This window comes from Modestobacter sp. VKM Ac-2983 (genome assembly GCF_026967885.1).
Lineage (GTDB): Bacteria > Actinomycetota > Actinomycetes > Mycobacteriales > Geodermatophilaceae > Modestobacter.
This window is the reverse complement of record NZ_JAPVBK010000002.1, coordinates 948,865-975,499: the sequence shown is the minus strand read 5'-3', so window position 1 is coordinate 975,499 and position 26,635 is coordinate 948,865. Positions and strand designations below refer to the sequence as shown.

The 26,635-nt window shown below is 72.2% G+C and carries 25 protein-coding genes; 7 read left to right on the top strand and 18 right to left on the bottom strand.

Annotated features, from left to right (window positions below; translation table 11 throughout):
* Positions 1–56: 56 nt before the first annotated feature.
* On the top strand, positions 57–1,175 hold the full coding sequence (locus O2W18_RS11080) for a DUF3866 family protein (protein WP_269187577.1): 1,119 nt from the start codon (positions 57–59) through the stop codon (positions 1,173–1,175).
* Between the two features lie 118 nt (positions 1,176–1,293).
* Here O2W18_RS11080 and O2W18_RS11075 read toward each other — a convergent pair whose 3' ends face one another.
* From O2W18_RS11075 to dop, 7 genes are all read right to left on the bottom strand, one after another.
* Positions 1,294–2,037: an SDR family oxidoreductase gene (locus O2W18_RS11075; protein ID WP_269187576.1), complete on the bottom strand. Its 744-nt coding sequence runs from the start codon at positions 2,035–2,037 to the stop codon at positions 1,294–1,296.
* Positions 2,038–2,400: 363 nt separating this feature from the next.
* Complete coding sequence (gene pafA, locus O2W18_RS11070; RefSeq protein WP_269187575.1) at positions 2,401–3,759, bottom strand: Pup--protein ligase; 1,359 nt, start codon at positions 3,757–3,759, stop codon at positions 2,401–2,403.
* 59 nt (positions 3,760–3,818) lie between these two features.
* Positions 3,819–4,736 (bottom strand): proteasome subunit alpha, encoded by a 918-nt coding sequence (gene prcA / locus O2W18_RS11065; protein ID WP_269187574.1) that lies wholly within the window; start codon positions 4,734–4,736, stop codon positions 3,819–3,821.
* A 3-nt stretch (positions 4,737–4,739) separates the two neighbouring features.
* A complete protein-coding gene (gene prcB, locus O2W18_RS11060; protein WP_269172783.1) occupies positions 4,740–5,582 on the bottom strand; it encodes a proteasome subunit beta in 843 nt (280 codons plus the stop codon).
* A 182-nt stretch (positions 5,583–5,764) separates the two neighbouring features.
* Positions 5,765–6,259, bottom strand: a complete 495-nt coding sequence (locus O2W18_RS21735; RefSeq protein ID WP_442929135.1) for an endonuclease domain-containing protein — start codon at positions 6,257–6,259, stop codon at positions 5,765–5,767.
* Positions 6,260–6,497: 238 nt separating this feature from the next.
* A complete protein-coding gene (locus O2W18_RS11055; RefSeq protein WP_269167072.1) occupies positions 6,498–6,707 on the bottom strand; it encodes a ubiquitin-like protein Pup in 210 nt (69 codons plus the stop codon).
* Positions 6,708–6,803: 96 nt separating this feature from the next.
* Positions 6,804–8,309: a depupylase/deamidase Dop gene (gene dop, locus O2W18_RS11050; RefSeq protein WP_269187573.1), complete on the bottom strand. Its 1,506-nt coding sequence runs from the start codon at positions 8,307–8,309 to the stop codon at positions 6,804–6,806.
* Between the two features lie 43 nt (positions 8,310–8,352).
* Between dop and O2W18_RS11045 the strand changes: the two genes are divergently transcribed.
* Positions 8,353–9,201, top strand: a complete 849-nt coding sequence (locus O2W18_RS11045; RefSeq protein WP_269187572.1) for a hypothetical protein — start codon at positions 8,353–8,355, stop codon at positions 9,199–9,201.
* Positions 9,202–9,249: 48 nt separating this feature from the next.
* Here O2W18_RS11045 and arc read toward each other — a convergent pair whose 3' ends face one another.
* Entirely contained in the window at positions 9,250–11,040 is a 1,791-nt protein-coding gene (gene arc, locus O2W18_RS11040; RefSeq protein WP_269187571.1) for a proteasome ATPase, read from the bottom strand.
* A gap of 142 nt (positions 11,041–11,182) precedes the next feature.
* Positions 11,183–12,130 (bottom strand): tRNA (adenine-N1)-methyltransferase, encoded by a 948-nt coding sequence (locus O2W18_RS11035; protein ID WP_269187570.1) that lies wholly within the window; start codon positions 12,128–12,130, stop codon positions 11,183–11,185.
* Positions 12,131–12,212: 82 nt separating this feature from the next.
* On the opposite strand from O2W18_RS11035, the gene O2W18_RS11030 reads away from it, so the two are divergent.
* On the top strand, positions 12,213–13,169 hold the full coding sequence (locus tag O2W18_RS11030) for a RecB family exonuclease (RefSeq protein WP_269187569.1): 957 nt from the start codon (positions 12,213–12,215) through the stop codon (positions 13,167–13,169).
* A 56-nt stretch (positions 13,170–13,225) separates the two neighbouring features.
* Here the strand turns inward: O2W18_RS11030 and O2W18_RS11025 are convergent, their stop codons facing one another.
* The 3 genes from O2W18_RS11025 to O2W18_RS11015 form a co-directional block, all read right to left on the bottom strand.
* Positions 13,226–13,963, bottom strand: a complete 738-nt coding sequence (locus O2W18_RS11025) for an HAD family hydrolase (protein WP_269187568.1) — start codon at positions 13,961–13,963, stop codon at positions 13,226–13,228.
* Between the two features lie 35 nt (positions 13,964–13,998).
* Complete coding sequence (locus O2W18_RS11020) at positions 13,999–14,697, bottom strand: class F sortase (RefSeq protein ID WP_269187567.1); 699 nt, start codon at positions 14,695–14,697, stop codon at positions 13,999–14,001.
* A gap of 93 nt (positions 14,698–14,790) precedes the next feature.
* A complete protein-coding gene (locus O2W18_RS11015; RefSeq protein WP_269187566.1) occupies positions 14,791–15,567 on the bottom strand; it encodes a hypothetical protein in 777 nt (258 codons plus the stop codon).
* Positions 15,568–15,920: 353 nt separating this feature from the next.
* Here O2W18_RS11015 and O2W18_RS11010 point away from each other — a divergent pair, with 353 nt between their 5' ends.
* Positions 15,921–16,469 (top strand): copper resistance CopC family protein, encoded by a 549-nt coding sequence (locus O2W18_RS11010; protein ID WP_269187565.1) that lies wholly within the window; start codon positions 15,921–15,923, stop codon positions 16,467–16,469.
* The gene (locus tag O2W18_RS11005) at positions 16,466–17,827 is read left to right on the top strand and encodes a copper resistance D family protein (protein WP_269187564.1); all 1,362 of its coding nucleotides are present in this window, start codon (positions 16,466–16,468) and stop codon (positions 17,825–17,827) included. The genes O2W18_RS11010 and O2W18_RS11005 overlap by 4 nt, the downstream gene beginning before the upstream one ends.
* 26 nt (positions 17,828–17,853) lie before the next feature.
* Here O2W18_RS11005 and metH read toward each other — a convergent pair whose 3' ends face one another.
* A complete protein-coding gene (gene metH, locus O2W18_RS11000) occupies positions 17,854–21,648 on the bottom strand; it encodes a methionine synthase (RefSeq protein WP_269187563.1) in 3,795 nt (1,264 codons plus the stop codon).
* Positions 21,649–21,861: 213 nt separating this feature from the next.
* Here metH and O2W18_RS10995 point away from each other — a divergent pair, with 213 nt between their 5' ends.
* Positions 21,862–22,722, top strand: coding sequence for a PAC2 family protein (locus O2W18_RS10995; RefSeq protein ID WP_269187562.1), 861 nt, complete (start codon positions 21,862–21,864; stop codon positions 22,720–22,722).
* Positions 22,723–22,854: 132 nt separating this feature from the next.
* Here the strand turns inward: O2W18_RS10995 and O2W18_RS10990 are convergent, their stop codons facing one another.
* From O2W18_RS10990 to O2W18_RS10970, 5 genes are all read right to left on the bottom strand, one after another.
* Complete coding sequence (locus tag O2W18_RS10990) at positions 22,855–23,319, bottom strand: recombinase family protein (protein WP_269187717.1); 465 nt, start codon at positions 23,317–23,319, stop codon at positions 22,855–22,857.
* A 127-nt stretch (positions 23,320–23,446) separates the two neighbouring features.
* Positions 23,447–24,049, bottom strand: coding sequence for a TetR/AcrR family transcriptional regulator (locus O2W18_RS10985; RefSeq protein ID WP_269187561.1), 603 nt, complete (start codon positions 24,047–24,049; stop codon positions 23,447–23,449).
* Positions 24,050–24,145: 96 nt separating this feature from the next.
* A complete protein-coding gene (locus O2W18_RS10980; protein WP_269187560.1) occupies positions 24,146–24,613 on the bottom strand; it encodes a nuclear transport factor 2 family protein in 468 nt (155 codons plus the stop codon).
* 129 nt (positions 24,614–24,742) lie between these two features.
* Positions 24,743–25,129, bottom strand: a complete 387-nt coding sequence (locus O2W18_RS10975) for a Tn3 family transposase (RefSeq protein WP_269187559.1) — start codon at positions 25,127–25,129, stop codon at positions 24,743–24,745.
* Entirely contained in the window at positions 25,119–26,225 is a 1,107-nt protein-coding gene (locus tag O2W18_RS10970; protein WP_269187558.1) for a Tn3 family transposase, read from the bottom strand. Before O2W18_RS10970 ends, O2W18_RS10975 begins: the two co-directional genes overlap by 11 nt.
* A gap of 269 nt (positions 26,226–26,494) precedes the next feature.
* Here O2W18_RS10970 and O2W18_RS10965 point away from each other — a divergent pair, with 269 nt between their 5' ends.
* Positions 26,495–26,626, top strand: coding sequence for a hypothetical protein (locus tag O2W18_RS10965; protein WP_269187557.1), 132 nt, complete (start codon positions 26,495–26,497; stop codon positions 26,624–26,626).
* Positions 26,627–26,635 lie beyond the last annotated feature (9 nt).

The window sequence follows — 26,635 nt, the reverse complement described above, 5'->3', positions numbered from 1 at the left end:
GCGGCCAGGGGCCTCGGTGCACAGCCGCCGGCGGCCTCGCTGGTTAGCCTCCCCCGGTGACCGATGCACCGTCTCCCGCCCCTGGCCCCCGGATCCGCTGGCGCCGCGGCCGGGTCACCGAACTCGGCCGGTCGTGGCGGGACGCGCAGGAGCTGACCGTCGAGGTGCCCGAGGACGGCACCCTGCGGGCGCTGGCGCACCCCTCGCTCGTCGGGCTGCCCCAGGTCGGCGACGAAGTGCTGCTGAACACCACCGCGTGGGCGCAGCGGCTGGGCACCGGCGGGTACGCGCTCGTCGTCGCCGTCCCCGACCGGCTGCCGCCGGACCCGACCGGCCCCGGGCACCTGGTCAAGGGCCGGTACACGCCGCTGCAGGTGACCGTGCAGGGCGTGGACGAGCAGGAGACCCCGCACCACGAGACGATCGCCGGCGCCGAGGACCTCGACGGCATGCCGGTGGTCGTCGCCGACCTGCACTCCGCCCTGCCTGCGGTGCTGGCCGGTGTGCACGTCACCGACCCGGCGCTGCGGGTGGCCTACGTGATGACCGACGGGGGCGCGCTCCCCGCGGCGTTCTCCCGGACCCTGGACACCCTGGCCGGCTCGCTGGCCGGGGTGGTCACCGTCGGTCAGGCGTTCGGCGGCGACGTGGAGGCGGTCACCGTGCACACCGGGCTGCTGGCCGCCCGGCACGTGCTGCGGGCCGACGTCACGATCGTCACCCAGGGCCCGGGCAACCTGGGCACCGGGACGCCGTGGGGCTTCTCCGGCGTCGCTGCGGGCGAGGCCTGCAACGCGGTCCACGTGCTGGGCGGGCGGGCCGTCGGCGCGCTGCGCATCTCCGACGCCGACCCGCGCCCCCGGCACCGCGGCGTCTCCCACCACTCGCTGACCGCCTTCGGCCGGGTCGCCATGGGCGGGGTCACCCTCGTCGCGCCCCGCGGGCTGGGCTCGGACCTGGGCACCCAGGTCGAGGAGGACCTGGCCGGGCAGCCCGAGCGGAACCCGGTCGAGTGGGTCGACTCGGTCGGCCTGGACGATGCCCTGGCCGCCTCGCCGGTTCGGCTGTCGACGATGGGCCGCGGCCTCGCCGAGGACCGCGCCTACTTCCTGGCCGCGGCCGCAGCTGGGCGGTTCGCCGCCCAGCTCACGCTGTTCGGGCCGCCCCCGGCCTGAAGGCAGTCGCCCGGGTCCGGGCCGTCGGTGCCGGCAGTTGCCGTTTGACCGGGTGCTGCGGCCGAGTTGGGGATAACGGTCTTGTCACGGCACGGGTTCGCTGCGGCCGCTGGCCGGCTCAGCGGCGGAAGCCGCCCTCGGCGTCGATGGTCTGGCCGGTGACCGAGCGGGCGTCCGGACCGGTCAGCCAGGCCACGACGGCGGCCGCCTCCGCCGCGCGGTTCCAGCGCCCCCGGGGCATCAGCCGGGCGACGGTCTCCTGCTCGGCCGGGTCGGCCCAGCCGGTGTCCGTCGGCCCGGGGTTCAGGCAGTTGACGGTGACGTCGGCGTCGATGAGCTCGTCGGCCAGCGACAGGGTCATCGCCTGGATCGCCCCCTTGCTGATCGCGTAGGGCAGCTCGCGGGACATCGGCCCCCGGTGCTGGCCGGAGGTGAACAGGACGACGGCGCCCGGGCCGGCGGCCGGTTCGTACTGGGCGGCGAAGGCCTGGGTGAGCAGCAGGCTGCCGCGGGCGTTGACGGCGAAGCAGAGGTCGACCTCGGCGGCGGTCACCTCCGCGAGCCGGGCGTTCGCGCTGCGGGCGTGCGCGGCGACCAGCGTGGTCAGCGGCCCGACGGCGTCCCGGGCGGCCGCGACCAGCTCCGCAGCGGCAGCCGGGTCGGCCAGGTCCGCGACGACGTGCGGCGGGTCGCCGAGCTCGGCGAGGACGGCGGCCTGGTCGTCGCCGCCCCAGGGCTGCTCCGCGTCGTGCGGCGCCCAGGACTGGACGACGACCCGGTCCCCGCGGTCCAGCAGCCGCCGGGCGACCGCGAAGCCGATGGAGCTGCGGCGACTGACGCCGGTGACGAGTGCGGTGCCCACCGCGGCAGTCTGCTCGGTGAGCTGGGAGCGGGCGACCTGTTTGTCGGGCCGGAGACGGGCGCAGCCGGCCTGCCGCGACTCCCCTGGTCGTTGGCGCTGCTGTCCGTCTTCCCCTGGTCCTCGCTGCGCCGAGTTGGGGATAACGGTCGTACTGGACTCATGGGTGCCGATGGCCGGACCGTTGTGCGTTCCCGACCTCGACCGACGTGGCCATCCGTCCAGAGCCCCGCACTGCGAGCCAGCCACCCATGGCGTGCCGCCGGGACGCCGCTCGTCGACCGGGGTGCCTCTCTGGGGCCGTCCGTGAGCGGGCGTGACTGGTCCCCCGCCCCGGCGGGTGGCCGAGGCGGAGTGACCGGCTGCCTACATCGAGGCGATCAGCTTCTCCACGCGCTCGTCGACGGACTTGAACGGGTCCTTGCACAGGACCGTGCGCTGGGCCTGGTCGTTGAGCTTGAGGTGCACCCAGTCAACGGTGAAGTCCCGGCGCTTGTCCTGGGCGCGGCGGATGAACTCACCGCGCAGCTTGGCCCGGGTGGTCTGCGGGGGGACGTTCTTCGCCTCGAAGATCGCCGGGTCGTGGGCGACCCGCTCGACCTGGCCGGCCTTCTCCAGCAGGTAGTACAGGCCGCGGTTGCGGCGGATGTCGTGGTAGGCGAGGTCCATCTGCGCGACCCGGGAGCTGGACAGCGACAGGTCGCGCTTGGCCATGTACCGGTGGAGCAGCTGGTGCTTGATGGCCCAGTCGATCTCCCGGTCGATCAAGGAGAGGTCACCGCTGTCGACGGCCTTGAGCGTGCGCCCCCACAGCTCGAGCATCTGCCGGTGCACCGGGCCGTAGCCCTCGCGGTCGACGAACTCTGCGGCCCGGTCGTGGTACTCCTGCTGGATCTCCAGGGCCGACATCTCCCGGCCGTTGGCGAGCCGGACCTTGCGCCGGCCGGTCAGGTCGTGGCTGATCTCCCGGATGGCCCGGATCGGGTTCTCCAGGGTCATGTCCCGCAGCACCACGCCCTGCTCGATCATCCGCAGCACCAGGTCGGTGATGGTGACCTTGAGCAGCGTCGTCGTCTCGCTCATGTTCGAGTCGCCGACGATGACGTGCAGCCGGCGGTACTTCTCGGCATCGGCGTGCGGCTCGTCGCGGGTGTTGATGATCGGCCGCGACCGGGTGGTGGCGCTGGAGACGCCCTCCCAGATGTGCTCGGCCCGCTGGCTGACGCAGTAGACCGCGCCGCGCGGGGTCTGCAGCACCTTGCCCGCGCCGACCACCATCTGCCGGCTGACCAGGAACGGGATCAGCACGTCGGCCATCCGGCTGAACTCACCGTGCCGGCCGACCAGGTAGTTCTCGTGGCAGCCGTAGCTGTTGCCGGCCGAGTCGGTGTTGTTCTTGAACAGGTAGATGTCGCCGGTGACGCCCTCTTCGTTCAGGCGTTGCTCCGCGTCGATCAGCAGCCCCTCGAGGATCCGCTCGCCCGCCTTGTCGTGGACGACGAGCTCGGTGACGTCGTCGCACTCGGCGGTGGCGTACTCGGGGTGGCTGCCGACGTCGAGGTAGAGCCGGGAGCCGTTGCGCAGGAAGACGTTCGAGCTCCGGCCCCACGAGACCACCCGGCGGAACAGGTAGCGGGCGACCTCGTCAGGTGACAGGCGGCGCTGCCCCTTGAAGGTGCACGTGACGCCGTACTCGGTCTCGATGCCGAAGATCCGTCGTTCCACCTCGCCGAGCGTAGGCGTCCGCGGCGCACTCGGCTCGTGTCCCGAGTGCGCCGCGCCGCTCACTGCTCGCTGTCCGGGGTCTCGCCGTCGGTGCCGCCGCCCACGCCGTCCTGCGTGCTGGGCTGGGCGGAGGCCTGCTCGGTCCCGCCGGCGGTGTCGACGGCCGCTGGGTCGCCCAGGCCGGCCGGAGTGCCCGGCGCCGGTGCGCTGGGCGCGTGGGTGGCGGCGGCCTCGGCCGGGCTCTCGGCGGGCTCGGTGGCCGTCTGCTGGTCGGAGAGCAGGTTGGCCAGCGCGGCGCCGACGACCCGTCGGAACGCCCGCTTGGGACGCCGCCGGTCGAGGACCGCCACCTCGAGCTGTTCGGCGGGCAGCTGGTCGTGCGCGCCGCCGTTGGCCGCGGTGACCGGGCTGACCGCGGACAGCGCGCGGACACCGACCCGCAGGGCCTGCTCCAGGCTCATGCCAGCGGTGAAGTGCTCGCGCAGGTGGTTGCTGACCGCCTCGGCCTGCCCGCCCATGACGACGAAGGAGGCCTCGTCGACGATCGACCCGTCGAAGGTGAGCCGGTAGAGCTGGTCGGAGGCAGAGTCCTCGCCCACCTCGGCCACGCAGAGCTCGACCTCGAAGGGCTTCATCTGCTCGGTGAAGACCGCGCCCAGGGTCTGGGCGTAGGCGTTGGCGATGACCCGGCCGGTGACGTCGCGCCGGTTGTAGGAGTAGCCACGGACGTCGGCGAGCCGGATGCCGGCCACCCGCAGGCTCTCGAACTCGGAGTAGCGGCCGACGGCGGCGAACCCGATCCGGTCGTAGAGCTCGCTGACCTTGTGCAGCGTGGCGCTGGGGTTCTCGGCGATGAACAGCACGCCGTCGGCGTAGGTGAGGACGGCGACGCTGCGACCGCGGGAGATGCCCTTGCGGGCGTACTCCGAGCGGTCGCGCATGACCTGCTCGGCCGAGGCGTAGTACGGCATGGTCATGGCTCAGCCCTGCCCGTCTGCGGCCGAGCGCTCGGCGACGATGGTGGTGGCGATGGCGGCGACCTCGTCGTCCGGGAGCCGGACGGCGCCCTCGGCGTCGACCCGGTAGACGATCGGGTACAGCCGGCGCACGGTGTCGGGCCCGCCGGTGGCGGAGTCGTCGTCGGCGGCGTCGTAGAGGGCCTCGACGAGGGTGCGGGTCGCGGCGTCGGCGGCGAGGCCGGGGCGCCAGGTCTTCTTCAGCGAGTTGCGGGCGAACAGCGAGCCGGAGCCGACCGAGGAGTAGCCGCGCTCCTCGTAGTTCCCGCCGGTGACGTCGTAGCTGAAGATCCGGCCCGGGCTGACCCCCTCGGCTGCGTCGAGGTCGTAGCCGGCGAACAGCGGGACGACGGCGAGGCCCTGCATGGCGGCGCCGAGGTTGCCCCGGATCATCGCGGCGAGGCGGTTGGCCTTGCCGTCGAGGGACATCGTCATCCCCTCGATCTTCTCGTAGTGCTCGAGCTCCACCTGGTACAGCCGGACCATCTCGATCGCGATGCCCGCAGCGCCGGCGATGCCGATCACCGACCAGGAGTCGGCGGCGTAGACCTTCTCGATGTCCCGGCTGGAGATCAGGTTGCCCATGGTCGCCCGGCGGTCGCCGCCCATCAGCACCCCGCCGTCGAAGGTGGCGGCGACGATGGTGGTGGCGTGCGGGGCGAGGTCAGCCACGGACATCGTCGGGACGGTGCGCCGGCCGGGCAGCAGGTCGGGGGCGGTGGTGCCCAGGAAGTCGGTGAACGAGGAGCCCACCCGGTCCAGGTACGCGGGCGGGAACCCGCTCCGACCAGCTGACGTCTCGGTCACCCATCCGCCTCTCTCGCCGCCAGGAGTGCGCGGCCTCGACTGCACTGGCTTGTCCGGCGTTGCTCCACCGGACGTCGGTGCGACCCTACCGGCGGGACAGCACGGGGGTCGGCCACCGGACGGACGCTGGCGCGACGGATGCGCGCCGGTCGTCCGGACCCGGCCCCGCGAGCCCTCACTCGTCAGCCAGACGCTTGCATCGCACGCCACCGCGCCATGCCTGGGCTGTCCAGCCCCTCCTGGCCATCCAGCACCCTCGCAGCCGGCGGGTCTCGCAAGTAGTCGAGGGCGCGTAGCAGCATGGCTTCGGCCTCCTCGAACAAGGGCAGGCGCTGGTAGTTGCACGTATTGCACAGCAAGCCCCGGACTGAGCCTCGTCCGACAGGGAGTCCGTGATCGTGGTCTATTCGCAACCGACCAGCGCCCGGGGCTGTGCCACAGATGAAGCACCGACCGCCTTGGGCGTCCAGTAGTGCCATGTAATCGCCCGGCGTGAGACCGAAGCGACGCAGCGAAGCTGCATATCCGACCCACGGTCGACACGAGGAACAGACCTTGCCCCGCTCGAAACGCTCCTTCTCTCCCCCGCACAGCGAGCAGGGGCGCAGTCGAAGTCGATGAGAGCCGTTGCCACGGCGACCGCTTCCTCGTACGACGCTGAGAAGCAAGCGGCGCACAGCCTGCGCCCAGAGCCGACCCGTTGAATGAGTTGAGCACCGCACCGACTGCAGGAGGGCCGCCAGTCACGCGAGCGCTGCTGTGCCCTCCGCATTCGCATGCAGTCTTTGCACTGCCCCCGACGCCTTCGACTGTCACGACCGACCAAGTAGAAGCTGTCGTCGGGCAGCAGAGCCGGCAGGCATTGCATTCGCGGTCGGCCGTTGCGCTCAGTGACTATCAACTAGCGAAGAGTGATCACTCCCCTCCCTTTTGTACGTAAGAACGCACAAATTCCTCGGCATTCTCCTCGAGGACGCCGTCGATCTCGTCGAGGATGGAGTCGACGTCGTCGGTCATCTCCTGACGCCGCTCGGCGGCCTCGGCGTCGACCGACGCCTCGACCTCCTCGGTCTCCTCGCGCGTGCGCGTGGCCTTCTGCTGCCCGCCGGTGTCCCTCGTGGCCATCTCACCCTCCAGAGCTCGCTGCTGGGTCGTGCTGAGGCAGAAGCTACCCGCGAGGTGCGACAGTCCGCCGCACACGCGAGCCGGTGGCGCGGGTGGTCAGCGGGCGGTGATCCGGTCGACCAGCTCGGCGGCGGTCGAGGTGGAGTCGAACAGCGCGCCGACGTGCTCCCGGGTGCCGCGCAGCGGCTCCATGGTCGGGATGCGCACCAGGTTCTCCCGGCCGACGTCGAAGACCACCGAGTCCCACGACGCCGCGGCGACCTGACCCGGGTAGCGGCGCAGGCACTCGCCCCGGAAGTAGGCCCGGGTGTCCGACGGAGGGTGGGTCATCGCGTCGGTCACCTCGGCGTCGGTGAGCAGCCGCTGCATCGAGCCGCGGGCCACCAGCCGGTGGTAGAGCCCCTTGTCCGGGCGCACGTCGGAGTACTGCAGGTCGACCAGCTTGAGCCGGGCGTCGCCCCAGCTGAGACCGTCGCGCTGCCGGTACCCCTCCAGCAGCCGGAGCTTGGCCGGCCAGTCCAGCCGGTCGGCCAGCCGCATCGGGTCGACGGCCAGCTCGTCGAGCACCTCGGCCCACCGGGCCAGCACGTCGGCGGTCTGCTCGTCGTCGTCCCCGTTCTCGGCCACGAACTTCTGCGCCTGGGCCAGGTACTCCCGCTGCACCTCGATCGCGGTCAGCCGGCGGCCGTCGCGCAGCCGCACCCGATGGGTCAGCGAGGGGTCGTGGCTGATCGCCTGCAGCGCCTCGACCGGCTCCTCGATGGTGAGGTCCTGGCTGAGCGCCTTCGCCTCGATCATGGCCAGGACGAGCGAGGTCGTCCCGACCTTGAGGTAGGTCGACAGCTCGGCGAGGTTCGCGTCGCCGATGATCACGTGCAGCCGGCGGTAGTCCTCGGGGTTGGCGTGCGGCTCGTCCCGGGTGTTGATGATCGGCCGCTTGAGCGTCGTCTCCAGGCCCACCTCGACCTCGAAGAAGTCGGCGCGCTGGGACAGCTGGAAGCCGTCGGTGCGGCCCTCGGGGCCGATCCCCACCCGGCCGGCACCGGCGAAGACCTGGCGGGTCACGAAGAACGGGATCAGTCCGCGGATGATGTCGATGAACGGCGTCGACCGGCTCATCAGGTAGTTCTCGTGCGCCCCGTAGGAGGCGCCCTTGCCGTCGGTGTTGTTCTTGTAGAGCTGGATGGGCTGGGTGCCCGGCACGCGGGCGGCACGGCGCGCCGCCTCGGCCATCACCTGCTCCCCCGCCTTGTCCCACAGCACGATGTCGCGCGGGCTGGTGACCTCTGGCGTGGAGTACTCCGGGTGGGCGTGGTCGACGTAGAGCCGGGCCCCGTTGGTGAGGATGACGTTGGCCATCCCCGAGTCGTCGTCCAGGTCGTTGTGGTCCAGCGCCTGCGCCGGGGACAGGTCGAAGCCGCGGGCGTCACGCAGCGGCGACTCCTCCTCGAAGTCCCAGCGCGGCCGGCGCGGCGTCGGCGCCTCCGCCACCGCCCAGGCGTTCACCACCTGGCTCGACAGCGTCGTCGGGTTCGCCCCTGGCTGCCCCGGCACCGAGATGCCGTACTCGAGCTCCGTGCCCATGACCCGACGCACGCTCATGCCCCAACCCTAGGCCGCGGCCGCTCGTCGGCAGGATGGCCCGGTGAGCACGCCACCCGTGGGACTCCTGCTGGACGTCGACGGCCCCCTGGCCAGTCCGGAGACACGCACCGTCGACCCGTCCCTGCTCGAGGACCTGCGGCGGCTGCTGGCCGCCGGCGTCCCCGTCGTGCTGAACACCGGCCGGTCGGTCGACTTCGTCGGCGAGCGGCTGCTGGGCCCGCTCGTCGCCGCGGGGCTGCCCGACGGCGCCCGGCTGCACGCCGTCTGCGAGAAGGGCGGGCTGTGGACCACGGCCGGCGCCGGGGAGGTCCACGTCGACCCGAGTCTCGCCGTCCCCGAGGTCTGCCACGCCGTCCTGGCCGAGCTGGTCGGCGGCGAGTACGGCACGGCGATGTTCGTCGACACCGGCAAGCGGACGATGGCCACGGTCGAGGCCCGGACCGACGTCCCCACCGCCTCCTTCGCCGCGTGGCAGCAGCGCTTCGACGCCGAACTCGCCGCACGGCTGTCGGCGGCCGGGTTGGGCATCCAGCGGGGAGACCAGCTGCTGCCCGACGCGGACGGCCGGACGCCGTGGCGGATCGACCCCTCGGTGATCGCCACCGACGTGGAGTCGGTCCGGTCGGGCAAGGCGCTCGGCGCCGGCCGCGCCCTGGACCTGCTCCGGGAGGACGGTCCGCTGCCCACCAGCTGGCACACCGTCGGGGACTCCCGCTCCGACTACGCGATGGCCGACCACCTCCACGGGCTCGGCGCGCACGTCACGCACGTCGACGTCGGCCCGCGGCCTCCACTCGACCGCCCCTACCGGGTGCACACCGTCCCCGGTGCGCGGTACGAGGCTGCGGGTGGTGCACACCTGCACGAGCTGGTCGCACGCCTGACCTGACGTCGGCGGACCGGGCCCGTCTCCGGGCCCGGTCCGCCGACGCAGCTGCTACAGGTACTGGCCGGTGTTGGTAGCGGTGTCGATCGCGCGGCCGCTGTCGGCGCCCTTGCCGCTGATGAGCGTGCGGATGTAGACGATCCGCTCGCCCTTCTTGCCCGAGATCCGCGCCCAGTCGTCGGGGTTGGTCGTGTTGGGCAGGTCCTCGTTCTCCTTGAACTCGTCGACGCAGGCGTTCATCAGGTGCCCCACCCGCAGACCGCCGACGCCGGTCTCCAGGCGGTCCTTGATCGCCATCTTCTTCGCCCGGTCGACGATGTTCTGCAGCATCGCCCCGGAGTTGAAGTCCTTGAAGTACAGGACCTCCTTGTCACCGTTGGCGTAGGTGACCTCCAGGAAGCGGTTCTCCTCCGTCTCGGTGTACATCCGCTCGACGGTGCTCTGGATCATCCCGGCGATGGTCGCCTCGCGGCTGCCGCCGTGCTCGGCCAGGTCGTCGGCGTGGATCGGCAGCGTCGTCGTCAGGTACTTGGTGAAGATGTCGCGCGCGGCCTCGGCGTCCGGCCGCTCGATCTTGATCTTCACGTCCAGGCGCCCCGGGCGGAGGATCGCCGGGTCGATCATGTCCTCGCGGTTGGAGGCGCCGATGACGATGACGTTCTCCAGCCCCTCCACGCCGTCGATCTCGCTGAGCAGCTGGGGCACGATCGTGCTCTCCACGTCGGAGGAGACCCCCGACCCGCGGGTGCGGAAGATCGAGTCCATCTCGTCGAAGAAGACGATGACCGGCGTGCCCTCGCTGGCCTTCTCCCGCGCCCGCTGGAACACCAGCCGGATGTGCCGCTCGGTCTCCCCCACGTACTTGTTCAGCAGCTCGGGGCCCTTGATGTTGAGGAAGAACGACTTCCCCTGGCTCCGGTCGGAGTCGCCGTTGAGCTCGGCGACCTTCTTGGCCAGCGAGTTGGCCACCGCCTTGGCGATCAGGGTCTTCCCGCAACCGGGCGGGCCGTACAGCAGGATGCCCTTCGGCGGCCGCAGCTCGTACTCGCGGAACAGGTCGGCGTGCAGGAACGGCAGCTCGACGGCGTCCCGGATCTGCTCGATCTGCCGGGAGAGGCCACCGATGTCGGAGTAGTCGATGTCGGGGACCTCTTCGAGGATGAGCTCCTCGACCTCGCTCTTCGGGATGCGCTCGTAGACGTAGCCCGAGCGGGACTCCAGCAGCAGGGAGTCACCGCTGCGCAGCGGCTGCCCCTCCAGCGAGTCGGCGAGGTGGACCACCCGCTCCTCGTCGGTGTGCCCGATGACCAGGGCGCGGCGCGGGAGGCCGGGCACGGGCTCCAGCAGCTCCTTGAGCATCACCACGTCACCGGCGCGCTCGAACCCGCGGGCGGCGACGACGTTCATCGCCTCGTTGAGCATGACCTCCTGGCCGTGCTGCAGCTCGGTGACCTCGACGGCCGGCGACACCGACACCCGCAGCTTGCGGCCGCTGGTGAACACGTCGACCGTGCCGTCCTCGAACCGCTCCAGGAAGACGCCGTAGCCGGACGGGGGCTGCCCCAGCCGCTCGACCTCCTCCTTGAGCGTGACCAGCTGCTCGCGCGCGTCGCGCAGCGTGCCGGCCAGCTTGTCGTTGCGCTCGGAGAGGAAGGCCGCGCGGCCCTCCGCCTCGGCGAGCCGTTCCTCCAGCGCGCGCACCTGGCGCGGGCTGTCGGTGACCTTCCGTCGAAGGAGGCCGATCTCCTCCTCGAGGTAGGAGATCTGCTTGACCAGGGAGGCGACGTCACGCTCACGCCGCGCTCGGAACTCGTCGGGGCCAGTGCCAGTACCGGGGCCCATCGCGCACCTCCACACACATCGGGGGGAGCCAGGACGCCAATCTATACACGCGGGAGCTGACGGCGCCGCACGCTCGGAACCGGTGCGCGCGGTGCGCCCGGACGTCATCCCCCCGACACGTGCCGGCGCGTCGGCCGAGGCGTCAGGCGAGCTTCTTGCGCCGCTGCCGCATCGGTGCGACGGCCCCCTCGGCCAGCCGGCGGGCGGTGACCAGGAAGGCGGTGTGGGCGACCATCCGGTGCTCCGGGCGGACCGCCAGGCCCTCGGCGTGCCAGGGCCGCAGCATGGTCTCCCAGGCGTGGGGCTCGGTCCACACGCCCTGGGCGCGCAGCGCCTCCACGTAGGTCGACAGCTGGGTGGTGGTGGCGACGTAGCCGATCAGCACGCCGCCGGGGCGCAGGGCGGCGGCGACGGTGGGCAGCACGGCCCACGGCTCGAGCATGTCCAGGACGACGCGGTCGACGACCTCCGCCGCCGGGTGGTCGGCCAGGTCGCCCAGCCGCAGCGACCAGTTCTCGGGCACCTCGCCGAAGAACGCGCCCACGTTGCCGCGGGCGACGTCGGCGAAGTCCTCGCGCCGCTCGTAGCTGGTCAGGCTGCCGGTCGACCCGACGGCGCGCAGCAGCGAGCAGGTCAGCGCGCCGGAGCCGGCGCCGGCCTCCAGCACGCGCATCCCGGGGCCGACGTCGCCGAAGCCGACGATCTGGGCGGCGTCCTTGGGGTAGATCACCTGGGCGCCGCGCGGCATGGAGAGGACGAAGTCGGCCAGCAGCGGGCGCAGGGCCAGGTAGCCGGTGTTCGCCGAGGAGTGGACGACGGACCCTTCGGGCGCACCGATCAGCTCGTCGTGGCTGATGGCACCGCGGTGGGTGTGGAACTCCTTGCCCGGCTCGAGGACGACGGTGTGGTGCCGGCCCTTGGGGTCGGTCAGCTGCACCCGGTCCCCGACCCGGAAGGCGCCGTCCACCGGCTCGGGTGCCTCGGTCGGGGCCGCCTCGCCCTCGACCACCACCGGCTCGAGCGGCACGTCGGCGAGCACCTCGGTCGCGGTCGGGGTCTCGTCGGCGGGTTGCTGCTGCTGTACGTCCACGTGGGACGAGGGTACGGACGGCAGCGGGCGCCCTCGGCGCGCGCACTCGGAACTGTCGGGGGCACGACCTAACCTCGGGGCCATGTCACTGACGGCCGAGACGGCAGCGCGCGCGACGGACGAGTCCGCCGAGGCCACCCCCGGTGCCGCACCTGCACGGACGACGTCCGCGGACTCCGCCCCCCGGCGGCCGTCCCTGTCGCCCTCCCGGGCCGCGGACTTCAAGTCCTGCCCGCTGCTCTACCGCTTCCGCACCATCGACCGGCTGCCGGAGAAGAAGTCCCGGGCCGCGGTCCGGGGCACCTTGGTGCACACGGTGCTGGAGAAGCTCTACGACCTGCCCGCCGCCGAGCGCACCGTCGCGGCCGCCCAGACGCTGGTGGCGCCGGCCTGGGACGAGCTGCGGGAGGAGCCGGGCGTCGCCGAGCTGTTCGAGGCCGCAGCGGAGGGACAGCCGGCGGAGAAGGAGAGTCTGGAGGCGTGGCTCGCCTCGGCCGGTGAGCTGGTGGAGACCTACTTCCGGCTCGAGGACCCGACCCGCATCCAGCCGCGCGGCCGCGAGGAGCTGGTCGAAGTCACCTTGCCCGACGGGCTGCTGCTGCGTGGCTACGTCGACCGGCTCGACGTCGCCCCCACCGGTGCACTGCGGGTCGTCGACTACAAGACCGGCGGGATGCCGCGGGAGGCCTTCGAGGCCAAGGCGCTGTTCCAGATGAAGTTCTACGCGCTGGTCCTCTGGCGCACCCGGGGCGTCGTCGCCGCCCAGCTCAAGCTGCTGTACCTGAAGGACGGCGACGCCCTCACCTACGCCCCCGACGAGGCGGAGCTGCTGCGCTTCGAGCGCACCCTGCAGGCGATCTGGGCCGCCATCGAGCGTGCGGTCGCGACCGGCGACTTCCGGGCGAACAAGAGCCGGCTGTGCAGCTGGTGCGACCACCAGGCGCTCTGCCCGGCGTTCGGCGGCACTCCCCCGCCGTTCCCGGCCGGCGCCGCGGCCGCCGCGGGCTGGCGCACGGCCCTGCCCCTCGCCGGCGACTGACCGAGCGTCCCACTGCCGTTCGATGCAGTCGCTGTAACGGCGGGCGCCACACCAGGTCAGGCCGCCGTAGGCGCCAGTTCCCGCTGCTCGACCAGCCGACGCAGGTCGGCCACGGTGAGGTCGACGAGGGACGACCGCAAGGCCAGTCCGGGCAGTGGTTCCAGTGACTGCAACGACGGCACCCCCAGCACGGTGGCGCCGGAGGCCAGCCCGGCGGCGACCCCGACCTGGGAGTCCTCGATGACGACCGAACCGGGCGGGTCCACGCCCAGCGACCACATCGCCTGCAGGTAGGGCGCAGGATCGGGCTTGCGGGCGGGCACCTCGTCGCCGCAGACGGTCAGGTCGAACGGCGAGCCCCCCAGGTCCCCGGCGATCTGGTCGATCACCAGGGTGGCGATCCGGCGGGGCGTCGTCGTGACCAGTGCGGTGGCCAGGCCGGCCTCCCGTACCTCGACGAGCAGGTCCCGGGCGCCGGGCCGCCACGGCATCCCGCGGCTGGTCATCAGCACGGCGGTCTGCTCCTCGACCCAGCCGGCGTCGACGCGGCGCTGCTCCTCGCTGCGCTCGATGCCCAGGTCGGCGTAGAGCACGCCCATGGCGACCCGCATCGACGTGCCGACGGTCTGCTCCCGCGCGGCGGCGGAGAACACGCCGCCCAGCTGACCGGCGAGGGCTGCCATCGCCTCGCCCCACAGCTCCTCGGTCTCCACCAGCGTGCCGTCCATGTCGAACAGCACCGCCTGCAGCGACTGCATCGAATCGGACGGGTTGCCCACCGCGGTCACCGCCACCCCTCGAGTCTAGGGAGGAGGGGTGGCGGGACCGATCAGGCCGGCTCGGTGCGGACCAGGGTCGCGAAGGCGATGACGTTGTCCTCGTAGCTGCGGGCCGAGGCGTCGAAGTCGCCACCGCAGGTGATCAGCCGCAGCTGCGCGTCGGGGGTGTCCCCGTAGGCGGCGATGGTCGGGAAGTCGTCCTTGGGGTGACGCTCCACCCGGTCGACGGCGAACACGGCGACCGTGCCGTCGGCGCGGGCCACCTCCACCTCGTCGCCGGGCTGCAGCGCACCGAGGTCGAAGAAGACACCGGGCCCGTGCTCGGCCGAGTCGACGTGCCCGAGGAGGACCGCCGGGCCGATGGCCCCGGGCGCCGGTCCCCGCTCGTACCAGCCGGCCTGGTCGTCCGGGCCCAGCGGCGGCACCTCGACGGTGCCGTCGTCGTTGAGACCCAGGCGCAGCAGGTCGCTGGTCACCTCGATGCTCGGGATGCTGACCGACACCGGCTGGGCCACCTGCTCGACGGACGCCGGGACCGCCGGATCAGCAGGCGCAGCACCGGGCGGCGACGGGGCCGGGGTCGCCGTGGCCGTCGAGCCCTCGGCCTGGCTGGGAGCGGCCGCCGGCTGCGGGGCCCGCTGCTGTCCGGTCACCGCCACCACGACGGCGACGACGGCCACCACGACGAGCGCGACGGCCAGCGCCGTCCACGTCCGGGGGCCGGGCCGACGGCTGCTCTGCTCGCTCACAGGGGGTCCTTCCAAGAGGGTGGGAGGGCCGGGGGGGGGGGGGGGGGGGGGGGGGGGGGGAGGTCAGCCCTCCCCGCGCGACCCGGAGCCGGATCAGGCCTGCTCGGCCTGACGACGGCGGTAGGCGATCGCACCGGCACCCGCGGCACCGGCGGCGGCCAGGACGCCGACGCCGATCACGGCGGTGTTCTCGGTACCGGAGGTGCTGCCGGCACCGGTCTCGGCGCCACCGGCCGGCGTGGCACCCATCTGCGCGACCTCGAGCGCGCCACAGGCGGCGGGGGCGGTGGCCTCCATCGGCAGCGACGGGTCGAGGTCGCTCATGACGTCACCGTCGTAGGCACCCGAGCCGTCCTTGTCGATGCCGTGCACGACAAGGACGGCCGTGCCCGCCTCGAACGCCGCGTGGACGTCGTCGGTGACCTCGAAGGTCCGCTCGTAGCTGATCGTGCCGTCGTCCGCGGTCGGGAAGCGGTCGATGGCCAGGCCGCTGTCCGGGCTGGTGTCGCCGGTGGTGGTCAGCGAGGTGCCGATGGCGCCGTAGTACTTGGCCGCCTCGGTGACGCTCACGAAGCCGTCGCCGTCCGCGTCGTCCGCGAGGTCGTTGGTCGGGCACTCGCCCAGGGCGCCGATGTGGAAGTGCTGGGCGTGCGGCGAACCAGCGAGCAGCCCGGACGCCTCGACCATCACCGTGGCCGTGTTGCCGTCCAGCGTGACCATGCCGGTGCCGCTGACGCCGGACTGGTTCACCGCGCCGAGGTCGGCCTGGTAGCTGGTGGCCCCCTCGTGGGCGAAGGCGGTGCTCATGGTGAGCAGCGGGAACGCTGCGGCGGCGATGGCGATGGCCGGGAGTGCGTGTGCCTTGCGCAAGGTGTGCTCCTCGTGATCGGAGTGCCGCACCCACCGGTGAGGTGGGCGCGGCGGACGGCGGCTGACACCGCTCGTCCGGTCTGTCGGCGGGCGCACCGTTGCCCCCGCCGCGAAACAGGTCTGACGACCCCGGACAGCCGGCGGATCCCCCAGCGGGGATCTCCCCGCTGCCGCGCTGACCACCCGACATTCGGGAGGCGGTGCCGGATCGGTTCACTGCCTCCCAGGAATTCCTGATCCCGGGCTGTGCAGCGGGTGGGAGTGCCGCCTCGTACGGGAGGGACGGCGATCAGCGGGTGCCGTTCGGCGGGGGCCGGACCAACCGGAACAGCGGTCGCGGACGAACAACGGGCATGACTGTTCTGCGCGCCCGCCCGATCGCCGGTCCGCGCCCCGGGCCGGTGCTGCTGGTGGGGCTGCTGACCGTGCTGCTCCTGGGCGTCGGGGCGCCGCCCGCCCGGGCGCACGACGCCCTCGTGCGCAGCAGCCCGGCAGCCGGTGCCGCCGTGCCGACGGCCCCGTCTTCGGTGCAGCTGGAGTTCAGCGGGACGCCGCTGCCGCTGGGCACCGAGGTGCTGGTGCTCGGCCCGGACGGCGCCGTGGTGTCCACCGGCGCCGCCGAGATCCAGGACACGACCGTCGTCCAGCCGCTGTCGGCCAGGCTCCCTGCGGGCGGCTACACCGTGCAGTGGCGCAGCACCTCCTCCGACGGGCACCTGCTGACCGGCAGCTGGGACTTCACCGTCGCCGCGGGGAGCACGCCGGCCCCGGACGCGGCACCCGGGTCGGTGACAGCAGCGACGGCCGACCCCGCCCTCCCGGTCGGCTGGCTGGTCGGTGGCGTCCTGGCGCTCGGCGCGGCAGCCGCGCTGGCCCTCGGCCGGCTGCGCAGCCGGCGGTGACCAGCACCGTGGTCCGCCCGGACCAGGGGCAGCGCGCACCGGAGCAGGTCCGCCGGCTGGTGCCGGCGGCTGCGGTGGTCGGCCTGCTCGCGGTCCTGGGCTGGGCGATCGCCGTGGGCAGCGGTCCGGCGGGTCCCGCGGCCTCCGGGCTGCGCGAGGCAGGCCTGCTGGTCGAGTGGGGAGCGCCGGTGGTCACGCTGGCCGGCCGGATCGCCGCGGTGGGCACGGTGGGCACGCTGCTGTTCGCCGCCGTCCTGCTGCCGGCGGGCGCCGGGCAGCCGGCCCGACAAGCCAGGCGCGCCGTGGCGTCGGCGTCGGCATGGGCGCTGGCCTGGGCGGTGGCGACCCTGCTCGGCGGCCTGCTCACCGTCAGCCGGCTGGTGGGCGTGGCCCCGACCGCGCTGGACGGGTCCTCGGTCCGGGTGTTCCTCCTCGACACCGGCGCCGGCCGTGCCGTGCTGCTCGTCGCCGCGCTCACCGCAGCGCTCGCGGTGGCGGCCCGCGCCGGCACCGGCCGCGGGGGTGCACGGCTGCTGCTGGCCGGTGCGCTGGCCGCACTGGTCGTCCCGGTGGTGCTCAGCGGACACTCCTCCGCCGCCGAGGGCCACCTGGTGGCGGTGACCACCCTCGCCGTGCACGTCGTCGCGGCCAGCCTGTGGGTCGGCGGGCTGGGCGCCCTGCTGCGGTACGGCCGAACCATGCCGGCGGCCGCCGGCCGGTACAGCGCAGTCGCGCTGTGGTGCTTCGGGGCCACCGCCGTGTCCGGGGTGCTGGCGGCGGGGGTCGTCCTGGGCGGCGCCGGGGCCGTGGTCGCCGCCCTGGGCACCGGCTACGGCGTGCTGCTGCTCGGCAAGACGCTGGGGCTGACCGTCGTGGGCCTGCTGGGCTGGCAGCACCGGCGCAGGACCCTGCCGCAGCTGCGGGCGGGGCGGCCGGGCGCCTTCCGACGGCTGGCCGTCGTGGAGGCGGCCGTGCTGCTGGCGACGGTCGCCCTGGCGGTGGCTCTGGCTGCCTCCCCTCCCCCGGTCGCAGCCGGGGTGGGGTCGCCGACGCCCGCCGCGGCGGGTCCCGCGGCGGCCGCCGACCCGATGGCCGGGCACGACCACGGCGAGCTCTCCGTCGGCGTCCTGGTCGACGAGGACCGCTTCCACGTGGCCGGCCCGGTCGCCGCCGGGTCGCGGGTGACCGTGCACAACGCCAGCGGTCAGCCGGTGACGATCACCGCGGACGACGGCTCGTTCGACGTCGACGTCCCCGCCGGGACGCTGCTGACCTTCCCGGCCCCCGGCCAGCCGGGTCAGTACCGGTTCAGCAGTGCCCACTCAGCGACCTACACCGACGTCCTCGTCGTCGAGTGAACCCCCGGCTCCTGCACCGGGGTCCTTCATTCGTCCTCGGTGCGGTAGCCGAGGTTGGGTGAGAGCCACCGCTCGGCCTCGGCCACGGTCCAGCCCTTGCGCCGGGCGTAGTCCTCGACCTGGTCGCGGCCGATCCGGCCCAGCACGAAGTACCGCGACTCCGGGTGGGCGAAGTACAGACCGCTGACCGCCGCCCCCGGCCACATCGCCATGCTCTCGGTGAGCTGGATGCCGGTGGCCGCCTCGACGTCGAGGAGCTCCCAGATCGCCTGCTTCTCGGTGTGCTCGGGGCAGGCCGGGTAGCCCGGGGCGGGGCGGATGCCGGCGTACTTCTCCGCGAGCAGCCCGTCGGCGTCCAGGTGCTCGTCGGGGGCGTAGGCCCAGAACTCGGTGCGCACCCGCTCGTGCAGCCGCTCGGCGAACGCCTCGGCGAGCCGGTCGGCCAGCGACTCCAGCAGGATCGCGCTGTAGTCGTCGTTCGCCTTCTTGAACTCGGCCACCTTCTCCGCCGACCCCAGCCCGGCGGTGACGGCGAACGCGCCCACGTGGTCGCGCAGCCCGGTCGCCCTGGGCGCGACGAAGTCGGCCAGCGACTTGCGCGGCGACCCGTCCCGGCCCTCGGTCTGCTGGCGCAGCTGGTGCAGCGTCGCCCGGACGGCGGTGCGCGACTCGTCGGTGTAGACCTCGATGGAGTCGCCGTCCACCTGGCTGGCCGGGAACAGCCCGAACACGCCGCTGGCGCGCAGCCAGCGCTCGGCGACGATCTGGTCGAGCATCGCCTGGGCGTCCTCGTACAGCCGCCGGGCCGCCTCGCCGGTGGTCGGGTTGTGCAGGATGTCGGGGAAGCGGCCGCGCATCTCCCAGGCGTTGAAGAACGGCTGCCAGTCGATGTACTCGCGCAGCTCGGCGAGCGGGTAGTCGGCGAAGCTCCGCACGAACTGGGTGGCCACCCCGTGCCGGTGGTCGCAGCTCGGCCCGGCGCAGACGTCCTTGGTCTGCTGCAGCAGCATCCGGGGCCGCGGCGGGTGGTGGGCGCTCCAGTCGATCGGGGTCGCCGCCGCGCGGGCGGTGGCCAGGGGGAGCAGCTTCCGGGTGTCGGTCCGGGCGGCGTGCCGTTCCCGCAGCGCGGCGTAGTCGGCGTCGGTCTGGGCGAGCAGGGCCGGGCGCTGCTCGTCCGACAGCAGCGCGGCGACCACCGGCACCGACCGGGAGGCGTCCTTCACCCAGATCACCGGGCCGGAGTACTTCTGCGCCACCTTCACCGCGGTGTGCGCGCGAGAGGTGGTGGCCCCGCCGATCAGCAGCGGGATGGTGAACCCCTGCCGCTCCATCTCGGTGGCCAGGTTCACCATCTCGTCCAGCGAGGGGGTGATCAGCCCGGAGAGCCCGATGACGTCGGCGCCCTCGGCCTTGGCGGCGTCCAGGATCCGCTGGCCCGGCACCATCACGCCCAGGTCGACGACGTCGTAGTTGTTGCACTGCAGGACGACGCCGACGATGTTCTTCCCGATGTCGTGGACGTCGCCCTTCACGGTGGCCATCACGACCTTGCCGTTGCTGCGCTCGACGTCGCCGGGCTGCTTCTCCGCCTCGATGAACGGGATCAGGTAGGCGACGGCCTTCTTCATCACCCGCGCGGACTTCACCACCTGCGGCAGGAACATCTTCCCCTGCCCGAACAGGTCGCCGACGACGTTCATGCCGGCCATCAGCGGCCCCTCGATCACCTCGATGGGCCGGCCGCCGCGGGCGCTGATCTCCGCGCGCAGCTCCTCGGTGTCGTCCTCGACGAACTCGTCCATCCCCTTCACCAGGGCGTGGGTGATCCGCTCCCCCACCGGCAGCGACCGCCACTCCTCGGTGGCGACCTCCTTGGCCACCCCGTCGCCGGCGAAGTCGGCCGCGATCTCCAGCAGCCGCTCGGTCGAGTCCGGGCGGCGGTCGAGGACGACGTCCTCGATCCGCTCGCGCAGCAGCGCCGGCACCTCGTCGTAGACCTCCAGGGCGCCGGCGTTGACGATCCCCATGTCCATGCCGGCGGCGATGGCGTGGAACAGGAAGACGGCGTGGATCGCCTCGCGCACCGGGTTGTTGCCGCGGAAGGAGAACGAGACGTTCGAGACGCCACCGGAGACCAGCGCGCCGGGCAGGTTCTGCTTGATCCACCGGGTGGCCTCGATGAAGTCGACCCCGTAGGTGGCGTGCTCCTCGATGCCGGTGGCCACGGCGAAGACGTTGGGGTCGAAGATGATGTCCTCGGCCGGGAAGCCCACCTCGGTCGTGAGGACGTCGTAGGCCCGCCGGCAGATCTCCTGGCGGCGCTGCAGGCTGTCGGCCTGGCCGTCCTCGTCGAAGGCCATCACCACGACCGCGGCCCCGTACTTGCGGCACAGCCGGGCCTGGGTGACGAACTCCTCCTCGCCGTTCTTCAGCGAGATGGAGTTGACGATCGCCTTGCCCTGGACGCACTTGAGCCCGGCCTCGATGACCTCCCACTTCGAGGAGTCGATCATCGTGGGCACCCGGCAGATGTCGGGCTCGGTGGCGACCAGCTTCAGGAAGCGGTCCATCGCCGCGACCCCGTCGATCATCCCCTCGTCCATGTTGACGTCGATGACCTGGGCACCGGCCTCGACCTGCTGGCGGGCGACGGCGAGGGCGGCCGGGTAGTCGCCGGCCTTGATGAGGTTGCGGAAGCGGGCCGAGCCGGTGATGTTGGTCCGTTCGCCGACGTTGACGAACAGGCTGTCCTCGGTGACGGTCAGCGGTTCCAGCCCGGACAGCCGCAGCGCCTGGGCAACCTGGACCGGCGTCCGCGGCGGCCGGCCGGCGACCGCGCCGGCGATGGCGGCGATGTGCGCGGGCGTGGTGCCGCAGCAGCCGCCGACCACGTTGACGAAGCCGCTCTCGGCGAACTCGCCGACGACCGCCGCGGTCTCCTCCGGCGACTCGTCGTACTCCCCGAAGGCGTTGGGCAGCCCGGCGTTGGGATAGCAGGAGACGAAGGTGTCTGCGATCCGGGAGATCTCGGCGATGTAGGGCCGCATCTCCGCGGCGCCCAGCGCGCAGTTGAGCCCCACGAGCAGCGGCCTGACGTGCCGGACGGAGTGCCAGAAGGCCTCGGTGACCTGCCCGGAGAGGGTGCGCCCGGAGGCGTCGGTGATCGTGCCGGAGATCATCACCGGCCAGCGGCGCCCGCGCTCCTCGAACAGCGTCTCCAGCGCGAAGACCGCCGCCTTGGCGTTCAGCGTGTCGAAGATGGTCTCGATCAGCAGGACGTCCGACCCGCCGTCGACCAGCCCGTTGGCCTGCTCCAGGTAGGCCTCGACCAGCTCGTCGTAGCTGACGTTGCGGGCGCCGGGGTCGTTGACGTCGGGTGAGATGGACGCCGTCCGGCTGGTCGGGCCGAGCGCTCCGACGACGTAGCGCGGCTTCTCCGTCGTGCTGACCGCGTCGCAGGCGGCGCGGGCCAGCCGGGCGGAGGCGACGTTCAGCTCGTACGCCAGGTCGGACATCCCGTAGTCGAGCAGCGAGATCCGGGTCGCGTTGAAGGTGTTGGTCTCGATCAGGTCGGCGCCGGCCTCGAGGTACTCCCGGTGGATGCCGCTGATGAGCTCCGGCGCAGTGATGCTGAGCAGGTCGTTGTTGCCCTGGACGTCGCTGGGCCAGTCGGCGAACCGCTCGCCGCGGTACCCGGCCTCGTCCGGCCGGTCCCGCTGGATGGCCGTGCCCATCGCCCCGTCGAGCACCAGGATCCGCTGCGTGAGCAGCGTGGTCAGCGCGGACGTGGCGTCGGGGCGGACGTGCGGGGAGACAGGCACGGGCAGTCCTCGGTCGTCGATCGGGCACGGTCACGGAGGCGTCCGGCGCCAGGGCCCTGGCAACTCCGACGGGCGAGCGACCTCGTCGTCCTCGAACAGCGCCCCCATCGTCTCACTCCGCTCCCCTGCCCGCGTGCACCTCGGGGGTCCGGGCCGCCCCAGCCACCCCACGCGTGGCCGGGCCGGCTGGCGAGATCGACGTAGGCTCGAAGGGTGATCGATCCGAAGTCCGACGCTGACGACCTGCCCGAGCTGGACGACCCCGTGGTCGTGGTCGCGTTCGAGGGATGGAACGACGCCGGGGACGCCGCCACCGGCGCCGTGGAGCACCTGGAGCTGATCTGGGACGCCACCCCGCTCGCCGCGCTGGACCCCGAGGACTACTACGACTTCCAGGTCAACCGGCCCACCGTCTCCCTCGTCGACGGCGTCAGCCGCCGGGTCGAGTGGCCCACCACCCGCCTCTCGGTGGCCAAGCCGCCGGGCAGTGCCCGGCACGTCGTCCTCATCCGCGGCATCGAGCCGAACATGCGCTGGCGCAGCTTCTGCGACGAGCTGATCGAGCTGTGCCAGGAGCTCGGCGCCCAGACGGTGGTCGCGCTCGGGGCGCTGCTGGCCGACACGCCGCACACCCGCCCCACCCCGGTGACCGGGTCGGCCTACGACGCCGAGTCGGCACGCCAGTGGGGGGTGGAGACGTCCACCTACCAGGGCCCGACCGGGATCCTGGGCGTCTTCGCCGATGCCTGCGTGCAGGCCGGGCTGCCGGCGGTGAGCTTCTGGGCGGCCGTGCCGCACTACGTCTCCCAGCCCCCCGCCCCCCGGGCGACGATGGCGCTGCTGACCCGGGTCGAGGAGGTCCTGGAGGTCACCGTCCCGCTCGGCACCCTGCCCGAGCAGGCCGACGAGTGGGTGAAGACCGTCGACGAGATGGCCCAGGAGGACGAGGAGGTCGTGGAGTACGTGCGCTCGCTCGAGGAGCGGCAGACCGCCACCGACCTCAGCCAGGCCAACGGCGACCAGATCGCCCGCGAGTTCGAGCGGTACTTGCGCCGCCGCGGCGGCACGAGCTGAGCACGGCCCCGTCGCAGGGGCCCGCCGCGAGCTGAGCTCGACCGCTTCATGATGGGGTCCGAGGAGGATCGGAACGGTTCTTGGCGGTGGCCATCTCTGCTGACGGCGAAGACCCCAGCAGAGATGAAGTGTTCACAGCGCTGGTTCTGGCTCTGCCTCGGTCGTCGGAGGCGCGTGCAGTTCATGCTCGGCGGCGGTGACCTGGGCTGCGGGGCGTGGTGGCAGGTGCCGGTAGAGGCTGGTGCGGGTGATCCCGGTCTTGGTGACGATCTCGGCGATCGTGCTGCCGGTGTCGCGAAGGTGCGCGGCGTAGGTGAGCTTGTCGGGGTCGACGACGGTGGGCCGCCCGATCCGCCGGCCTTTCGCGGTCGCGGCCGCGCGGGCACCGGCGGCGCGTTCGAGGCTGTAGGTGCGTTCCATCTGGGCGAACAGCGCCAGCAGCACGACGGCCAGCTGGGCCATCGGACCATCCGGGTTGGCGGAGTCGACCTTGATGGGGTCGGCGAGGGTGCGGATGCCGACTCCGCGCTCGGCCAGGTCGTGGATCAGGTTCAGGGTGTCGCGCACGGTCCGCCCGAGCCGGTCGAGGGTGTGGATGACGTCGCCGTGACGGGCTCGACCTGGGCGTCTGTGATCGGCGCCGAAGCTGGCCGCCGGTGTCCCACTTCCAAGGACGTGGGACGGCCCGGCAGGCCGCCTGCATATCCCGCCCTTGCGGTAGAAGCTAGGGCGAAACCTGGTCGGTGAAGTGACCGCTCTCCGATCGAGACCGTTGCCCGCTGAGGGTCCGCGCCCAGGGCTCGTCGACGTCGGCCAGGCCGAGGGTCAGCGTGACATTGTCGAGCATGCCGGCGCCGAACCAGTGCCGGACCGCAGCGTCGTCGTGGTTCAGGAGCTCACTGACGAGTTCGACCTGCCGGGCATAGCACGTGCGCACCGCCTCGGCCACGAGCGGCTCATCAGCTGCGCAACTGGCCTGCATGAGGAACCGCATGACGTCCCGGTCCTGGATCAGGGTGCTGTAGGCGGACCGGATCGCACGCATCACCCCCTCCGCCTGCCGGGGCGGCCCGGCCTCATCGGTGCCGGCGCCGGCTCCGGTCAGAGCATCCGAGAGCAGCTCGGACACGTGGAGGACGGCACCGGCGAACAGCGCCTCCTTACTGGCGAAGAGGCGGTAGACGTAGGGCTGAGAGATTCCGGCCCGTTCGGCGATCTCACTGGTTGTCGTGCCGTAGTAACCCTTGCGCGCGAAACAGGCCACGGCAGCGTCCAGCACGACTCGACGGCGTTGATCGCTCTTCACGCTGGAGCCGGGGGCGGGCATGTCTGCCAGGCTTTCACTGCGGGGTGAGACGGGGTTCGAGGGGGGCAAGACGGGTGGGCGACCGTCTTGCCCCCCTCTCACCCTGTCGAATCGGGATCAGCGCCCTGCGGGCCACGACACGTCTTGGCCACTGGCCGCCTGGTCGGGGGTCATGGCCTCGATGACCACGAGAGGGTTCCAGTAGTCGACGAACCGCTCGACCAGGCCCGCCTCGTCGAGGCGGATCACCGTGATGACCGTCTGCTCATACGGCTTGCCGGTGCTGAGGACGCTTCCCTCCGAACGGTATTCGGCGACCGCGGTGCGGGGGTCGGTCGTCTCGATGAACTTCACATCGACGAACTTCACATCGAAGGTCTGCGGGAAGCCGCGCATGTGGGCGATCAGCGCCTCGCGTCCCTGCACCCGGGTAGGCACACCGGCGGGAGCGAAGGGGAACTCGACCGTGCCGTCCGCGGCGTACAGCTCGATCCACTCGTCGATCTGGCCGGAGGACACCAGCCGCAGGTGCTCTGCCAGGGCGTGCTGTGCGGGGGTGAGTTCGCGGTCCAGGTTGGCGTTCATGGTCGCTCCTTGGTTAGTGGTTGAACAATAACAAACCTAACCAGGGGGTCGCCGAGGAGCAAGGGTGAGGACCGTCACGGCGCAGCCAAGACAGACGTGGGCAGTCCGCATGGCGATCAGGACCGAAGGTCACCAAGGTTCCGGGCCGGCAGCGGACGTGTCCGGCTCGCGAAGTGATCGCAGGGTGGTGATGTCGGGTTGCGTGAAGGCGTACCTGCCGAGGAAGTTGATGTGCTCGAACTGCAGGGGCGACAGGCGGGCGATCATCTCGTCCGTGACGGGAAACTTCTCTTCCACCAGGGTCTTGACCGTTGCATCGATGTAGAGGCTGTTCCACAGCACGACGGCGTTCAGGGCCAGGCCGGGGGCGCCGAGCTGGTCTTCCATCCCCTGGCGGTCGTGCTGGCGCAGTTCGCCTCGGTGGCCGAAGAAGATCCGCCGGGCCAGGGTGTGGCGGCCCTCGGAGATGTTCAGCTGGGCGGTGAGCATCCGCCGGAAGCCGCCGTCAGCGATCACCTGTAGGACGTGCAGGGACTTGAAGATCCGCCCGTACTGCGCGAACGCGTCGCCCCAGGCCGGTGGGGGGTCCCTCGCGCGAGAGCATCCGGATCAGGTCGTAGCCGCGGACCTCGCCCAGGCTCAGGGAACCGGCCACCCGCAGCATGTCGGGCCAGTGCTGGGCGATGCGGTCGGTGTGGACCAGGTGGCGGGAGGTCTGCTGCAGCGACCCGTAGTCAGCGGTGGGGTTGGCCCGCCACAGCCGGGTGTCGGGCAGGTCCGCGATCCGGGGCGCGAACTGGTACCCGCAGACCGCAAAGAGGCCGAACACGATGTCGGAGTACGACGCGGTGTCGGTGATGACGATCTCGGGTTTCGGGCCGCCGTCGCGTGCGTGCAGGGCATCCAGGATGAACAGCGAGTCGCGCAGTGTCCCTGGCACCACCACCCCGCCCAGGCCCATGACGCGGTCGTTCACCACGTTCAGCCAGGTCGCCCCGCGCCTGCGCCCGCAATAGTGCGGGTTCGGGCGTGAGTGGAGGCTGGCCACCGGCACGGTGAACCGCATCCCGTCGGCGGAGGCGACCAACCCGCCGCCCCACGCCTGGACCGTGTCGATCCTGGCCTGGGCCTCGATGAACAGGCCGTTGCCGGTCGCGATGTTCTCGGCCCGGAAGTAGCCCTGGTCGACCTGCAGCAGCCGGGCGCGGGTCAGCGCAGGCACGGAGGGGGTCGTGATCGGGACCAGACCGACGTTGCACGCCTCAGCCAGGATCAGCTCACACAGGCTGGTCCCGAATCCCTCCAGATGCGCATCGGCGCCCGAGACGTGGGTGAACGCCGAGGCCAGACTGGTGCGCTGGGCGACTTCCAACAGCAGGTCGGGGAAGTCGATTCGTGGCAGCATCGCGGGGACCTGAGCCCGCAGCACCGGCATCAGCGGGGGTTCAGCGGTCGGCCCGAGCCGGTCCATGATCAGGCGCCCGTCCTCAACCCGTGCCGCGGTGTTGGCGGGCAGCCCGTCGACGGTCTGCACGTAGGCGGCATGCAGGGCTGACGTCAGCTCGCTCAGGTGGCCGGCCGGTTCCTCGTGCAGGCCCAGCGCGGTCAGCACCGTAGAACTGGTGGGCTCCCAGGCCGGCCCGGACAGCAGCCGCCAGGTCCGCATCGACATCCTTTGCCGTGATCTTCTTACGGCCGATCAGATCGGGCACACCCCGCACCGCCTCCAACACGGACTGCCCGGCCTCGACCGCCTCGAAATCGATCACCTCGACCAGCTCCCGCACGAAACCCCGCACGGTGCCGTAACGCGCCACCAGCTGCCCCCGCCATTCGGCGTCGACGTCCCCGTCAGCCTCCCCGTCCGGCACGAACGCCCCGATGGTGGCCACCGCGGCCGGCAACTTCTCGCGCGAGACGACCTGCTCGATCGCGGTCCACGCCTGCGCGACCGAGACCAGCTCCCCGTTCTCGGTCGCCGGCCCCCCACACCCGATGATCAGCGCGGGCTGAGGGTCGTCA

What these genes read in the sequence shown, in the direction of transcription:
- O2W18_RS10985 (WP_269187561.1), bottom strand. Translation starts at nt 24,049, where the DNA reads ATGCCCGCCCCCGGCTCCAGCGTGAAGAGCGATCAACGCCGTCGAGTC.
- O2W18_RS11055 (WP_269167072.1), bottom strand. Translation starts at nt 6,707, where the DNA reads ATGGCCACGAGGGACACCGGCGGGCAGCAGAAGGCCACGCGCACGCGC.
- O2W18_RS10980 (WP_269187560.1), bottom strand. Translation starts at nt 24,613, where the DNA reads ATGAACGCCAACCTGGACCGCGAACTCACCCCCGCACAGCACGCCCTG.
- arc (WP_269187571.1), bottom strand. Translation starts at nt 11,040, where the DNA reads ATGGGCCCCGGTACTGGCACTGGCCCCGACGAGTTCCGAGCGCGGCGT.
- O2W18_RS10965 (WP_269187557.1), top strand. Translation starts at nt 26,495, where the DNA reads ATGGTGGCCACCGCGGCCGGCAACTTCTCGCGCGAGACGACCTGCTCG.
- O2W18_RS11030 (WP_269187569.1), top strand. Translation starts at nt 12,213, where the DNA reads ATGTCACTGACGGCCGAGACGGCAGCGCGCGCGACGGACGAGTCCGCC.
- dop (WP_269187573.1), bottom strand. Translation starts at nt 8,309, where the DNA reads ATGAGCGTGCGTCGGGTCATGGGCACGGAGCTCGAGTACGGCATCTCG.
- prcA (WP_269187574.1), bottom strand. Translation starts at nt 4,736, where the DNA reads ATGACCATGCCGTACTACGCCTCGGCCGAGCAGGTCATGCGCGACCGC.
- O2W18_RS11010 (WP_269187565.1), top strand. Translation starts at nt 15,921, where the DNA reads ATGACTGTTCTGCGCGCCCGCCCGATCGCCGGTCCGCGCCCCGGGCCG.